General features: G+C 32.3%; 6 protein-coding genes. All 6 read left to right on the forward strand.

Translation table 11 applies throughout. From position 1 onward, the window contains the following. Position 1: 1 nt before the first annotated feature. The 6 genes from PQ477_RS10885 to PQ477_RS10910 are packed head-to-tail and all read left to right on the forward strand — an operon-like array spanning position 2 to position 16,931. A complete protein-coding gene (locus tag PQ477_RS10885; protein ID WP_274271758.1) occupies positions 2 to 1,057 on the forward strand; it encodes an HAD-IIIC family phosphatase in 1,056 nt (351 codons plus the stop codon). Beyond that, complete coding sequence (locus PQ477_RS10890; protein WP_274271760.1) at positions 1,050 to 1,298, forward strand: phosphopantetheine-binding protein; 249 nt, start codon at positions 1,050 to 1,052, stop codon at positions 1,296 to 1,298. The genes PQ477_RS10885 and PQ477_RS10890 overlap by 8 nt, the downstream gene beginning before the upstream one ends. Positions 1,299 to 1,301: 3 nt before the next feature. Further along, complete coding sequence (locus tag PQ477_RS10895) at positions 1,302 to 2,426, forward strand: acyl-CoA dehydrogenase family protein (protein WP_274271762.1); 1,125 nt, start codon at positions 1,302 to 1,304, stop codon at positions 2,424 to 2,426. A 27-nt stretch (positions 2,427 to 2,453) separates the two neighbouring features. Next, positions 2,454 to 11,060, forward strand: a complete 8,607-nt coding sequence (locus PQ477_RS10900; RefSeq protein WP_274271764.1) for a non-ribosomal peptide synthetase/type I polyketide synthase — start codon at positions 2,454 to 2,456, stop codon at positions 11,058 to 11,060. Between the two features lie 25 nt (positions 11,061 to 11,085). Next, positions 11,086 to 12,330, forward strand: a complete 1,245-nt coding sequence (gene fabD, locus PQ477_RS10905; RefSeq protein ID WP_274271766.1) for an ACP S-malonyltransferase — start codon at positions 11,086 to 11,088, stop codon at positions 12,328 to 12,330. Next, complete coding sequence (locus PQ477_RS10910) at positions 12,327 to 16,931, forward strand: SDR family NAD(P)-dependent oxidoreductase (RefSeq protein ID WP_274271768.1); 4,605 nt, start codon at positions 12,327 to 12,329, stop codon at positions 16,929 to 16,931. Before fabD ends, PQ477_RS10910 begins: the two co-directional genes overlap by 4 nt. The last annotated feature ends 5 nt before the right edge of the window (positions 16,932 to 16,936 follow it).

The raw sequence follows: 16,936 nt of genomic DNA on the forward strand, positions 1-16,936 counted from the left end.
AATGAAGCTTATTAAGTGTGTGATTTGGGACTTAGACAATACTTTGTGGGAAGGTACTTTACTTGAAGATAATAGTGTTAGACTAAAAGATGGTATTAGAGAGATATTGGAAAAACTGGATTCGGAAGGGGTGTTATTATCAATAGCCAGCAGAAATAACTTTGAACACGCCATGGATATTCTTAAAAAGTTGGGTATTGATCACTATTTCTTATATCCACAAATTAACTGGAGTGCTAAGTCTTTGTCAATTAAAAATATTCAAAAAGAAATAAATGTTGGATTTGATTCTCTACTGTTTATAGATGATCAACAATTTGAATTAGATGAAGTGAAAAGTGTTTATCCTGAAATAAATTTATTAAAGGCAGAAAATTATAGAGAAGTTGAAAATATGCAACAGCATTTACCCAAAATGCTAACTTTGGACAGTAAAAGAAGAAGATTAATGTTTGTAGAAGAACAAAAAAGGAGAGCGGCAGAGGAAATTTTTGAAGGGCCGTCTTCTAAATTTCTTTTTACCTTAAACATGGAATTTTTAATAAAAAGAGCTACACAAAGTGATTTAATGAGAGCGGAAGAACTTACTGTACGAACTAACCAATTAAATTCAACAGGAATACAATATAGTTATGATGAGCTTAATGATTATCTTAATTCTCAAAGTCATGATTTATGGATATGCGAACTAAAAGATAGGTATGGTTCTTATGGTAAGATTGGTTTGGCTTTGGTCGAAAACGATCATAGTTATTCTAATATTCGATTGCTGTTGATGTCATGTCGTACACTCTCGCGTGGGGTAGGTACAGTGTTACTTTCATTTTTAATGAAAAATGCTATTATGAATAACAAAAAATTAAGAGCTGATTTTTGTAAAACTGAACGTAATAGACAAATGTATTTGACATACAAATTTGCTAATTTTAACGAGGTAGATTCATCTAATAATGAAAAACTTTTATTAGAAAATGATTTAAGCTTGATTCAAGAATATCCACCCTATATTAAAGTAATAATTAAAAATAACAGAAATGAGGGTGTATCTATTGTGTAATATAAAGGTTGACTTAAGAAAATTTATAGAAGCCAATATGGAAATTTTTGATTATGAAGAAAGTATAAAAGATGATGATAACATCTTTGAAAAAGGATTTGTTAATTCGATATTTGCGATGAGATTGCTTCAATATATAGAAGATAAATATAATATAATAGTAAATGATGATGAAATATCCCTTAATAATTTTAGCTCAATTGATAATATAGTGAGTTTACTAAAAAGAACGGAAACATAAAAAATGGATAATAATTTATTTCTTAATAAAGTAGAAATGTTTGCTGAAGATTATATAAGACCAATAGCAGGTGAAATTGATAAAAAATGTTCATTCCCAATAGAGATCATAAACAGCCTTGGTAATTTAGGAGTCTTAGGTGCTACCGTCCCTAAAGAATACGGTGGTTTAAATTTAGATCCATTAACATATGGGAATTTAACAGAAAGTATTGGTAAAGCTTGTTCAGCTACACGTACACTTTTGACTGTTCATACCGCTTTAGTTTGTGAAACATTAGTTACATTTGGGACTGAAAAGCAAAAAGAAAAATATCTTCCCTTATTAGCATCTGGAGAAAAAATAGGTTGTTTTGCTTTGTCTGAACCAAACGTTGGAAGCGATGCGCGTTCTGTTAAAACCAATTATGAAAAAAAAGGGAATGAATATGTTATAAATGGTATAAAGAAATGGATATCATTTGCTGAAATAGCAGATATATACATAGTTATTGCTATTAATGAAGGTGAAATAACGGCCTTTTTGCTAGAAAAAGATATGCCAGGTATAACGGTTGAGCCGGTAAAGGGATTAATGGCTAGTAGAGGTTCTCATACAGGCAAATTAACTTTGAAAAATGTTGCTGTTTCAAAAGAACAGATCATCAGTCGAATTGGTAATGGGTTCTCATTTGTTGTGAATTCTGCTCTTTTTTATGGACGATTTAGTGTTGCATGGGGAGGGGTTGGTTTAGCCAAAGCTGCATTAGAAGAAATGGCTAAGTACTCAAGGAAGCGAGAACAATTTAATACAAAGATTGGTAATCATCAACTAGTTAAAAGAATCATTGGAGATTCTGTAACTAAAATTCATGCAGGTAGAGCCTTATGTGAAAAAGCAGCAGGATTGAGAATGAAAAAAGATGATTTGGCAATGATCGAGACAAACATTGCCAAATATTTTACTTCTAAAACTGCAGTAAGTGTAACCGCTGATGCAGTTCAAATTTTGGGTGCTAACGGCTGTACTGACAATTTTCCTGTTGAAAGGCTGTATAGAGAATCGAAAGTGTTAGAAATTATTGAAGGTTCTTCTCAAATACAAGAGATTCTAATAGGGAATTTTGGCTTAAAACAATATGGTCGCTAAACAACAATAAAAGGAGGTAAGTAAAAAATGACTATAAACAATCAAACAGATGTTAAAAAAAATAAACGAGTAAAAAAAAATAATGTGGAGAATAAGATATATGTAGTCATAATAGAAGAACTGTGTAAATTAACTGGAGAAATAAATGTAGATGAAGAGACTGGTTTTTTTGACACAGGATTAGATTCCAATCAGATACTGTTATTACAAGAAGGTATTGAAGATAGATTAAATATTACATTGTCAAGTACTGCAACTTTAGATTATCCAAATGTAAAAGAGTTATTCACATACATAAATTCGTTATTAAATAAAGAAAAATCAGATTTAAATATAAATCCTATAAATGCAAAGAAAATTAATACTAATAGAGATGTTGCTGTTGTTGGAATGTCCTGTCGATTTCCTGGTGGGGCAAATACTCCAGAAGAATTTTGGGAAGTTCTTATTAATAATATTGATCCCATAAAGGCTGCACCAAAAGAACGTTGGAAGTTAGACCCGCTAGCTAACGATAATGTTAAGACTATTGTTGGAGGCTATTTAGATAAAGTAGACGAATTTGATCCACTCTTTTTTGGTATATCCATTAAGGAAGCAGAAGCATTAGACCCTCAACATAGGATATTATTAGAACTTACATGGGAAGCAATTGAAGATGCCGGCTGGGATCCGAAAGATTTAGAAGGCAGTAAAACAGGAGTCTTTATAGGCATAACGAATAGTGACTACTCTCAAGTAGGTAGAGATTACGGGATTACGCCTGGACCTTATAGTCTTACTGGTACTATGAATAATAGTGCTTCAGGAAGAATTTCCTATACCTATGGTTTTAACGGTCCTAGCATTTCAATTGATACTGCTTGCTCATCATCTATTGTAGCGGTTCAACAAGCTATAATGAATTTACGAGAAGGTACTTGTGGTGTGGCAATTGCTGCAGGTGTTAACTTAATACTAAGATCTGAAAGCCATGCAAGCTTTTCTAGTCTACAAGCACTTTCTCCATCTGGAAGGTGTCGCTCCTTTGATTCTATGGCAGATGGATATATTCGGAGTGAGGGGGCCGCGTTGGTAGTTCTAAAACCACTAGAAGATGCCATTAAGAATGGAGATACAATTTATGGAGTGCTTAAAGGAGTATCTACAAATCACGATGGTCAAAGTGGTGGTTATACTGTACCAAATGGAAGAGCACAACAAAGCGTCATAAAAGAAGCTCTCAAAGACGCAGGTTTAAAACCACAGGACATAGATTATATTGAAGCTCATGGGTCTGGAACTAAAATAGGTGATCCACAAGAAGTAAATTCCTTACAAGAAATTTTTAAGGAGCGTAATGAACCCGCACTTCTTGGAAGTGTTAAATCAAATATTGGTCATACAGAAGTTGTTGCTGGGATGGCAGGCCTATTTAAAATATTACTATCATTAAGGTATAATCAAATTCCAGCTAATTTACATTACAATAAAGGAAATCCCCTAATTAATTGGGAAAAAAATTCTTTGAAAATAATTGATAAAAATACAAAATGGGAGAAAAATGCAATTAATAGCATGAGGAGAGCTGGTTTAACCTCTATAGGTATTAATGGAACAAACGCTCATCTAATTGTTGAAGAGGCACCTGAAATTAAAACTAATAATGAAACCGATATGGTACGTGATTATCAATTGTTCACTATTTCATCTAGAAATGAAAGAAATCTAAAAGAAACTATAAAAGAGTTGGTAAAGCTTTGCGAATCACCTAATGTAGATTTAGAGAATTTATGTCAAAATTTAAATTTAAAAAGATCTTTACATGATAATAAAATTTCTTTTAGCACTAACACTTTGTTGGATTTACAAGAAAAACTCAAAAAAATTGGTTCTGATATACCCTCATATGTAAAAAATCACATAACGGATAAAGAAAAGCCAGTAGTTTTTTTATTCACGGGACAAGGCTCCCAATATCTAAATATGGCTAGAGATTTATATGAAGATTCTAATGTGTTCAGAGATACTTTAACAAAGCTTAGTAAAGCATTTATCCCATATATTAAAGTATCAATAATAGATATACTTTATAAACCTAGTAAAGATAATCACGCTTTAGGGAGGGCATTATATACACAACCGATTATTTTCTCAGTTCAAGTTGCATTAGTAGAATTATGGAAATCGTTAGGAATTGAACCTGATTATTTGATAGGACATAGTATTGGTGAGTATGCTGCTGCATATGCAGATGGAATGATGGAATTAAAAGATGCTATATATATGGTAGCAACTCGTGCTGAAATTATGGATCAAAGCAATGCAACTGGTGAAATGCTTAGCATTTTAGCGACCATCGAAACCGTTCGAGAATTAATCAAAGATTATCCAGATATATCTATTGCTGCAATTAATACGACAGAAAATATCACTATTTCAGGCAGCAGCGAGAGTATTAGTTTCATTAAAACTAAAGCTAATAAAGCACGTATATTTGTAGAGAAATTAGATGTTACAAATGCTTATCACTCTAATTTTATGAAAGCCGATGCAGAAAAATTGACTGATAAATTTAAAACCATTATATTTCGTAGACCTACTTCAAGGTTTATTTCAACAGTTACAGGAAGTACTTCTGTAGAAAAGGTTGAAATAAACAGTGAATATTGGGGAAGACAGTTAAAAGAACCTGTTCTATTTAGCCAGGCTATTAATACAGTTGACTCTCTTGGTGGAAAGGTATTTTTAGAAATAGGAACTACTGCTACATTAGCGGGTCTAGTTGCTCAAATCTTACCAAGTTCTAGCTATAGTTTTCTTGTGTCACTTCGAAAAGCCGGTTCAAACTGGAAACATTTTCTTGAATCTGTGGGTAAGCTTTGGGAACTTGGATATAAGATTAATTTCAAAGCATTATACAATAAAAGAATGATGAGAACAAAAATACCTGTAACAAAATTCGATAAGAAAAAAATATGGTTCTCAGAGCCCGAAAGAATACAACAAAAAATCGTAATTAATAAAAAAGATCAAACAAGTAATAACCTAATTATGGAAGTTGATGCGGAATTTGAACAAAATAAAGTCAGTGAAGGACTATATGCTGTAATTTCTAAAATAACTGGAATAACTAAAAGTGATATAACTGACACAGTAAATTTATTCTCTTTAGGTTTTGATTCACTAATGATGGTACATCTTAAAAATTATATACAAGATGAATATCAAATTGAGGTACCTACAAATGTTTTTTATATGGACCTGCAAACAATTGAAGCTATTAAAAGTTATATAGTACGACATTTTTCTCAACTCAAGATTACTAGAAAAGATAATTTAATTACAGAGATAAATAATGAAAATTGTTCACTTGAAGATACAGGAAAAGTAGATATTGATGTAATTAAGAAAACAAGATTAAATGGTCATGAAACATTTGAGAATTTAATTAACAGGCAGTTAGACATTATGGAAAAACAAATTGATTTAATTGAAAAGCAGTCTGAAAAAAATTTTAATCAAATAGTTACTACTCCTCCTAAAACAGAGGAAAAAAAAATGAGAGCCATGCGGCCTCTTGCTAACCATACTTTAAACGAGAGACAGCTGAGTTTTTTGGATGAATTTACCGATAAGTGGACAACGAAAACTAGTAGTTCTAGAGATTACGCAGTTAAATATAGAGAGTCACTGGTAGACTGGATTGAAAATTTAAATTATGATCATTCTTTAAAAAAAATTGTTTATCCTATTGTTTCGGTTGCTTCTAAAGGGTCGAAATTTACTGATATTGATGGCAATGAGTTTATTGATACTTCTATGGGTTTTGGAGTTTCGTTTTTTGGTCATTCACCAGAATTCATAACTAAAGCAATAAAGCAACAACTAGAAAAGGGTATGGAATTAGGTCCACAATCAGCAGTTGTAGGGGAAGTTACTGATTTAATTAAAGAGTTGACTGGAACAGAGAGAGTAACATATTGTAACTCTGGAACAGAAGCTGTTATGGCTTCGCTTCGAATAGCTCGTTCAGTTACTAAGAAAAACAAGATAGTAAAATTCACTAATTCATATCATGGAACATTTGACGGTATTTTGGCAGAAGTAACAGACAGGAGCACGGGTCCACAAGCAATAGGCACACCTGATAGTATGGTTGAAGATACAGTAGTTTTGAGTTATGGAACTTACGAATCATTAGAAACAATCGAAACCTTAGGAAATAGTTTAGCGGCTGTTTTGGTTGAACCTGTGCAAAGTAGAAACCCGAACTTTCAACCAAAAGAGTTTTTAAAAAAATTACGAGAAGTATGTAGTAAAAATAGAATAGCATTAATTTTTGATGAAATGATTACTGGTTTTAGAGTCATGCCTGGAGGTGCACAACAATATTTTGGCGTTAATGCCGATATCGTAACGTATGGAAAATTAATAGGTGGAGGTATGCCTTTAGGAATAATAGCTGGTAAAAAGGATTACTTGGACATTCTTGACGGAGGATATTGGGGTTTTAATGATAATTCTTACCCGTCGGCTAATGTAAGTTCTTTTGGAGGAACGTTTTGTAAGCATCCTCTGACTATGGCTGCGACTAAAGCAGCTCTTCAAAAAATTAAACAAGAAGGATCAGACTTAATTAGCAAAGCTAACAGCGTCACTAATTACTTAGTTAGAGAAGCTAATCAATTCTTTGAAAGAGAATTTGTGCCTTTAAAATTAGATAGTTTTGGAAGTATGTATCGCTTTCAACCAGGTGTCTCTAAGAATATGTCTACTTTGTCTTATGAATTAAACTTATTCTTTAGAATTATGATGGACGAAGGTATCTATATTTGGGAAAGAAGAACTTGTGTGATGTCTGTAGAACATACAAAAGAAGATGTAAAAGGTATTTTAAATGCTCTACGACGAAGTGTAAAGAGAATTAGAGAGGGTGGGTTTGAATTTCGAAGTATACCTACTTCACCTTTAGAAGATGAACATTTAAACAAAAAAAGTGAAGAACAACCCTCTATTTCAGAAGATACACAAAATCAAGAGTTATCTGAAGAGGAAAGTAGAGTATTTTTCCTTTCAAATTTAAAAGGGGGTAATGAAGCCTATCAAATAAAAGGGGTTTACAACCTCAGTGGAAAGATTGATGTTTCAAAATTAAAACGTTCTTTTGAAGAAATTTCTAAGATTCATGAAGCTTTAAGAGCTTCTTATTGCATTCAAAACAATAGTGTTAAAAGAATTGTTAGTAAGGAGATTAACCAAGAATACGAAGTTTTTGATTTAAGAAAAAGTACATCGAAGAAAGCGTACAACGATTTTTGGGATAAGACTTTTGATTTAAGTATTGCGCCGTTGTGGAGATGGGCACTAGTTACTCATGAAAATGGAGAACAAAAGCTTCATTTAAACTTCCATCATATTATTGCAGATGGAGGCTCATTGAATATTTTAATGCAGGATTTAATGAAATTTTTCAACGGAGAGTCTATCTTAGAACCAGAAAAGCAATATACTGACTATATTATTCAGAGTAAGAGCTATATTAATACCTCATTAGCTCAATCTCAAAAGAAGTGGTGGGAATCCATGCTATCACCAGCCCCACCTTCTTTGAATTTACCAACTGATGCATCAAGACCTGAAGTAAATACATTCCAAGGAAAAAGTGTTTATTTCAATATAAATATTGAGGTATTAAATCAAGTTAGAGAATTAGCCAAACAAACATCTTCAACAGTAGTAATGGTTTTCTTAGCTATCTGGGTGGCTTTTCTAGGACGACTAAGCAATCAGACTGACTTCTGTGTAGGGGTACCATGGGATCAACGAAACAATGGTAACTTTAATCGAACAGTAGGTATGTTTGCTGAGACTCTCCCCATTAGAGTTCAACCTGCCTTTAGTCAAAGCTTTTTAGAAATTTTACAAGAAATAAAAGACTGTTGTTTGAATGCATATGGGAATTCAAATTACTCACTTAATCGTTTACTAGATGATTTAGAAATTAGTAGGGATATGAGTAGAAATCCTATCTTTGATGTGATGTTTAACTACGAGAATGATCTTAAGCGCATAATTAATTTAGATGGTGTTGAAGTTAAATTAGGCGAAACAGACGTGAAAAATGCACAATTTGATTTATTTCTAGATATGTTTGAAAGAAAAGAGGGTGTATTTTGTAACTTAACATATTCGAGCGAAATCTATAGTGAAAAAAGAGTAACAAATTGGATAGGTTATTTTAAGCAGTTTTTAGACAATACATTAAATGATCCTAATATATTGTTGAAGGATATTAGTTTTCTATCGAAAGAAGAGAGTAACAATATCTTGAAAAATGGGGAAGGGCCAAAATATGAGATCAGTGAAGACTTATCTATTAATCAATTATTAGTAGATTCATTTCAAAATAATTCGTCAAATTCCGCTGTTATCACCAATAGTGAAAATGTCTCTTATTCTGACTTAGAGTATCGCTCAAATAGGCTAGCTACTGCTATTTTAAATGCGGGTGTTGAACCTGGTGAACGAATTGCAATTCTTTTACCACGAACACCAAACCTTATGGTTGCGTTATTAGCTTGTATTAAGACAGGTTGTACGTTTATTCCCGTAGATTTAAACCTGCCTACAGAAAGAATTAATTACATGCTTAATGACAGTCAAGTTAAATTAATTTTAAACGATACAGGTATTGCTCCATTAAATATCAAAAGTATTAATGTACTTGATAACTTAAACAATGAGGTTATTGAAATAAATGAAAAAAGATCCTTAAACGACACAGCGTATATTTTATATACTTCTGGTTCAACAGGTAAGCCAAAAGGTGTAGAAATAACAAATGAAGCTTTTATTAACTTTATTATTGGTATAACATCTTCACTTGAACTTGCTGATAATCCAAGGTTTGCATGTCTAACAACAGTTTCTTTTGATATCTTCCTTTTAGAAACAATAGTATGTTTGGTAAACAATGGGTGTATTATTCTAGGCAATGAGAATGAAACTAGAGATCCAGAACTCATAAAAAAATTGGTTTTAAAAGGAAAAGTAAACTGTCTTCAGATGACGCCGACTCGTTTAAAACTTTTAAGCTCTAATCCTATCGTTTTTAAAGAAACTTTATATCAAATACAAACATTGGTTGTTGGCGGTGAGTCTTTTCCAACTGAATTACTTGAAACACTTAGAGAATTTGAGAACCTACGAGTTTTTAATGTTTATGGACCGACAGAAACTTGTATTTGGTCAACTTTTAAGGAGCTAACGGTCTCTAATGCAATAAATGTAGGCTCTCCTATAATGAATACTAACGTATATATTCTAGATGAGAATATGAATATATTACCTGAAGGGATTGAGGGAGATCTATGGATTGGTGGTAAGGGTCTTTCTAAAGGATATATTAATTTAGAAAGCCTCACACTTAAGCGCTTCCGCAACAACCCTTTTAAGGAAGGAAAAATATACTTAACAGGAGATAAAGCTTTCTGGAAAAACGGAGAGATTGTTTACTGTGGGCGTTCGGATGACCAAGTGAAAATAAGGGGCTATAGAATAGAGATTGGTGAGATTGAAACAATATTGAATAATCATCCTGAAATTGAATTTGGGGCAGTAGCAATCAAACAAATCGATCAATCTGAGGGCGAAATCATAGCATATTATAAAAGTAAAATAGATATTTCTGAGAGTGAAATTAGGCAATGGTTACAAAAAACTTTACCAAATTATATGATGCCTTCTTATATTATGAAGACAGATGCCATTCCTCAAAATCAAAATGGAAAAATTATTAGAGAACTTTTACCTACGCCCGTATTAAAAAAATCTTCAGAAACAATAGATTATAGTAACTCAGATTCTGAAGTAATAAAGCTTATTCATATATGGAAAAGAATTCTTGGTAGTAAACAGATTGGATTGAATGATTCATTCTTTGATTTAGGCGGTAATTCTTTAAAAATTGTATTACTGCATTCTGAAATAGAGAATATTTATCCTGGTCTTGTATCAGTAGCTGACCTTTTTTCATCACCTACAATAACAAAACTAAATGAATTATTAATTCAGAAAAAGAAAAGAAAATTACCATTAAAAGAAGTGCAAATGCCATCTGAGTGGTTTGATAAAAATAAAACCATTCCTGAAAAAATAACTAGAGTAGTAAAACCAGAAACGGTTGAGGGAATTAAAGAACTAGCTACTGATTTTAATGTGGAAAGCACGGAAATTCTTACAACAATTTTTGCGTTCTATCTTTCAAAAGTTACTAACAATAAATACATTCCTATATATTCTATCGTCGAATTTGATGAATTTAGTCTTCAAGAATTTGATTTTACTAAGGGTACTGACCTTTCAACAGTGTTAAATTTAGTAGCAAACAATGGCTTAAATAAGAAAACCATTTCAAATAACCAAATGTCTAACAGCCTGAAAGATAGAAGTATATATATTGGTTTCGGCTCCATTGACAAGATAAATAACAAACAAAAATTAAACATGAAAATAGCTTTAGAACAAGGTAAGAATGAAACCAAAATACACTTTATACTTTGTGAATCTATGAATGAAAAGAAAATACAGGAACATTTCGAAAATTATTTAGGAATACTTGACTCACTAGTACGAAAAAAACAAGTACATTAACTTATATAGAAGAAAGGGGATTAAAATGACAAATTTAGCTGTGGTTTTCCCGGGTCAAGCGTCTCAATATGTAGGTATGGGTAAGGAACTATATCATGACAACATTATGGTTCAAGAACTTTTTACTGAAGCCTCAGAAATTCTTGGTTACGACTTGGCGGATTTATGCTTTAATGGGCCCTCTCAAAAATTGAATTTAACTGAATATACACAACCTGCTGTTTTAACTATGAGTGTTGCTATGTATCAATTACTTAAAGATAAAAAAGGGTTTTCTCCTTCTTATTTAGCCGGTCACAGTATTGGAGAGATCTCTGCCTTAACTGCGTCTGGAGTACTAAGCTTTAAAGATGCTATCCATATTGCTAAAGCTCGTGGTGAGGCAATGGCAGCATGTGATCCTGATCAAGTTACAGGAATGTCAGCAGTGACCAAACTAGATGTAGACATGGTCGATAAGAGTATTAGTTCACTTGAGAATGTACAAATAGCTAATATTAACAGTCCTCTACAAACTGTTATCTCTGGCAAGAAGGATTCATTAAGAAAAGCAGAAGAAATTCTTATATCGTTAGGAGCGAAAATTATTCCATTAAATGTAAGTGGTGCTTTTCATAGTCAGTTTATGACCACTGCTTTAGAACCATTAGCGATAGCAATGGAGAATGTACATTTTAATGAATTTCAAATTCCTGTGGTGAGGGGAGATACAGGTCAACTTTACAAAGATAAGAACGAAGTTAAAGATATTTTATTAAATCAACTTATAAAGCCAGTATATTGGACAAAAGTATGTGGGAAACTCTCTGAATTAAATGTTACTCACCTAATTGAGTCTGGTCCAAAAGATGTCTTGAAAAATTTAGCGCTTAATTCAATTAATAATTTTGAGGCCTTATCTTATGATTTTGAAGAAGACCACAAATCAATTTTAACAATACTTGAATCATTATATCTAAAGCCAAATTTAATAGGTCTATGTTTAGGTGCAGCTGTCAGTACTAAGAATACAAACTGGGATGAAGAGGAATACAAAAATGGTGTAATTGCTCCTTATAAAGAAATTGAGAAGTATTACTTAAATATTAATAAAGAGAATAGACAACCTACGAAAGATGAAATGAAGGCATGCTTAGTGCTTTTAAGAAAAATCTTTAACACTAAAAATGTGCCTATATCAGAACAAGAAATTAGATTACATTCAATATTAACAAAAAACAATCAAGAAAATCTTCTCACTGAATTTTCACTAGAGGTGATATCTGGATGAAAACTCCAACAATCAACCTTGAAGACCTTAATTTAAATAATTTATTTCAAACCAACAGTAAGGATAATTCTAACAGTATTGCAGTTATCGGTATGGATGGTCGTGTTGGGCAAGCAGAGAATTTGTCAGATTTTTGGAGTATGCTTGTCGACGAACAGGAATTTAATAAAGAGCTACCCGTTTCAAGGAAGGTCGATATAGAATCTTATTTAAAGTTAAGTGGAGTGCAGGTGCCTCTTGGTGAAGAAGATTACATTAAAACAACATTTATGAATGATATTGCAGGCTTTGATTATAAATTTTTTGGTATATCCAAAAAAGAAGCAAATTATATGGACCCAAATCAAAGGATTTTGTTAGAAACGACTTGGAAAGCGCTTGAAGATGCTGGATACGGGGGTGAATCAATAAAGGGATCGAATACTGGTGTATACATTGGACATTCATCTGATTTTGGCAATGATTATAGATCAATTACTCGCGTATTAAGCTCAAATGAAGAAGTTGAAATTAGTGGAAATGTCAAATCAATGATGGCTAGTAGGCTATCTTACTATTTAAACTTAAATGGACCAGCATTAGTAGTCGATACCGCATGTTCATCTGGTCTAGTTGCTCTACTAACTGCTTGTAGGTCGCTACAATCCGGTGATTGTTCAATGGCTGTCGTTGGTGGCGTTAATACAGATATTATACCAGTAGTTGACAGAGATTTTGGAGTTGGTATTAGAGATATCAATGAAATAAATTCTAAAGATGGAAAAACAAGAACGTTTGATAATAGTTCGGATGGTACTTGTGCTGCAGAAGGGGCTTTTGCATTTGTTCTCAAGCCATTTGAAGAAGCAATAAAAGATAAGGATAACGTTAGAGCTGTTATTAAAGGTGGAGCAATCAATCAGGATGGTGCATCAAATGGAATAACATCACCAAACTCTGAAGCTCAAGGAAATTTAATCATAAAGGCGATAGAAAAAGCTAGTATATCAGCCGAAGATATTAGTTATTTTGAAGCACATGGAACTGCAACTAAATTAGGTGATCCTATAGAGATAGATGGAATTCAACGAGCCATGTCATTCTTTACAAACAAAAAACAATTTTGTGGTGTTGGATCATTAAAATCAAATATCGGTCACTTAGATAATGTAGCTGGCTTAGGTGGTCTTGCAAAGGTTATCCTTGCTATGTCATATAGAACCTTGCCTGCCACATTAAATTTCAACACTCCAAATGTTAATATCCCCTTTATTAATAGTCCAGTATATGTACATGATAGTAACAGAAACTGGGGGGAGGATAGCGCTCAGATCTTAATTGCAGGAGTAAGTAGTTTTGGTTTAAGTGGCACTAATTGTCATCTAATTCTACAATCTCCATCTATTGACTTTGAAGAGACCTTTTCTAACGAAATGTTTTTACTATTACCGATAAGTGCAAAAAGTTTTAAAGCATTAAGAGAATTAGTGAAAAGTTATATAAATTTATTGGACAATACAAAAGTTAATATTCACGATTTAGTATATACAGCATCAGTAGGTCGGTTTCATCACAATATAAGGCTCGCTATCCCTTTCAAAGAAGAAAATCAGCTTTTGAAAGATCTTAAACGTTTTATAGAAACCCCTATTGAGAGCGCTTATCAAGAGTTTATATGCAATGAACATAGAATAGTATCAGAGAATAAATTGAAGAAAAGAACTGGGGACTTGACCGAAATAGAACAATCTCAAATTTCGAGGTACGCCGATAATTCGCTTTTATTAGGTTTGCAAAATGAAAGTGAAATAGAGGCTATTGCAAAGCACTATGTGAGAGGAGCGAATATATCTTGGACTGCATTACTTAAAAATATTAACGCAAAGAAGGTGCCGCTTCCAACCTATCCCTTTCAACACGAAAAATGCTGGGTTAACCTAACCGGCTACAGTTCCATTAAATACAAAAATAAAGATGACTACAGTGTTGTTCATTCCTCACACGAATTAATTTTAAGCTGGGAACTAAACCCAAAAAGAGATTGGGAACTTTCGGGGCATAAAATTAATGGTCAGTGTGTTATGCCTGGAACTGGATACATAGAAATGGTAACTAAACTTATAAAGAACCAACTGCATGAAAATAGAAACGCGAAGTTAGAGCGAGTACTTTTTATTGAGCCTTTTATTGTATCTAATGATGAGACTAGAACTTTAAACTTAATAGTCGACAAGAAGGGAATACAAAAAAGCTTTACTTTTTCGAGCAATGATACAGACGGCACTAATCAGAAAACTCATGCTACGGGTTATATTATATTTGATGAAAAAGATCAAATTGCAATTAACAAGAAAATTGATTTAAATGAATTAAAGAAAAGTCTAACTTTTCCAGCAATAATCTATAATGAGGATGATACCAAAAATGGTTTGGTTGTTGATAAGAGATGGTCTAGGTCCTTTGTTAAGGGTCTTAAAGATTCTTCTTCAAGTGAATTTCTAATGACTTTTTCTTTACCTAATCAATTTCATGAAGAAATTGATTTATACAACCTACATCCAGCTTTAATGGATATGGCAGTGAATGCAGCTAATAACTTTATGAACGAAGAAGAATTTCATTTACCCCTTTCTTATGGTGAAATTAAAATTTACAAAAGTTTACCAAAAAACATAATTTCATACATCAAAAAAATTGATGTTAAAGGTCCTGAAATTCATAAATTTAATATTATGTTGTGTGATTTAAGTGGTAATACATTAGTTGATATAAAAGATTATTGTATAAAGTCAACTTCTCAATCAGATAATTTCGGAAAATCGAAATTTGGATATACTAATATTTTTATGAATTATTCCTCGCCTGAAAAATTGGTTCATCGCACTGGGACTATAGCTATTATAGGAAAAAAATCTGTTACAACAGTAGAAGCATCAAAGCAATTATTAAAGTTAGGTTATAAAGTAATTGAAGTTTATGAAAAGGATGACTGGGATCAGGCTCTTAAAACACTTAGAGAAATTAATTTATCTTTTGCTTTATTTAACTGGCATATCGATAGTAACTCGGAAAAAGAATATATTAAAGAGCCTTTAAATCAAAGTTTTTCTTTTATTAAATCGTGGATTAAAAGTAAAATAAAACCAAAGTATGGCCTTGCCATACTATTGAATAATTCTTGTGTTGTTAATCAGTTTGATGAAGTAATTAATCCTGAACAAACAGCTCTTAATGGATTTTGGTTATCTGTAGGTAAGGAAAATGCGCATTTGAAAATTAAATGTATCGATTTTGATGATAATACTTCCTTTTCAAGAATAGCTGATGAAATTTGCAGTAATAATAGGCCGGGATTAGTTGCATATAGAAAAAACGAAGCTTTTATCAGTCAGATTCAGAGAAGTCCTTTACCACCATTAGATAACAAATTAACTCAAATGAATTTAGATGGTATTTTTGTAATAACCGGAGGGACGGGAGCGCTTGGTTTAACCCTAACTAAGGCACTAATAAAAAAAGGTGTAAAGAAAATTGTATTGCTAGGTAATACAGAATACCCAATTAAGAAAGATTGGAAAAGTTATAATCCTAAATTAAATGATATTATCACTGAAAAAATGAATTTATTTATTGAGTTTGATGAGAAACTAGATTTATTTGAGGTATCAGCCTTAGATTTAAGTGATTATAACAAAGTCAATCAATTCCTAAATAAGTTAAGAATTAGATACGGAAAAATTCAAGGAATTTTTCATTTAGCCGGAAAAGCTGGGGATGGCTTTATACATAATAAAGACCGTTCAAATTTTGATTTAGTTGTTAACCCTAAAATGCTTGGCAGTTTTAATTTACATCGTGCTACTAGCTCTGATAATCTCGACTTTTTTGTTCTATTTTCAAGTATCTCATCTTTAATTGTTCAACCGGGGCAATCAGATTATACAGCCGCCAATATGTTTATGGATAGTTTATCTTATTTACGAGGTATGAAAAATTTACCAAGTTTAAGTATCCAATGGCCTGCTTGGAGAGAGATTGGAATGGCCTTTAATTATGGTGCAGTAGATGAAGATGAAGAATTTCCCCCTCTAAATGTAGAACAATGTTTGTCAATATTAGATAAACTTCTATGGTCAAGTGAAAATATTCCTGCTGTTATAATGCCGGGTACAAGACAATTTCAAGAAAAAAATAATGAACCTGATTTCTCACTAGACTCTCAAATCGACACTTTAGGGAGTATAGATGAAGTAGAGCATATTGTGAAAATAATTTGGTCTAAAACTTTAGAGATAAATAATGTAGATCTTGATGATGACTTTTCATCTTTAGGTGGTAATTCATTACTAACAACGCAGATGCTAAGAGGTTTTGAGCAATATTTTCCTGGAGTAATTGATATCTCTGATCTTTTTTCTTATACAACGATTAGTGAGCAAACGAAATACATCAAATCGAAATTAGAAAAGGAACACAATAAGAGTGAAGGTGTTAATAAGATTAATCGGACTATAGATGAAATCGATGTTAATACACTGGATAACTTACTAGAGCAGGTTTCCCATGGGAAAATTGGTATTCAAGATTCTACGAGTTATTTAGCTAACAAAAAATTGAGGTGATATTT

Source organism: Shouchella hunanensis (assembly GCF_028735875.1).
Classification (GTDB): Bacteria; Bacillota; Bacilli; order Bacillales; family Bacillaceae_D; genus Shouchella; species Shouchella hunanensis.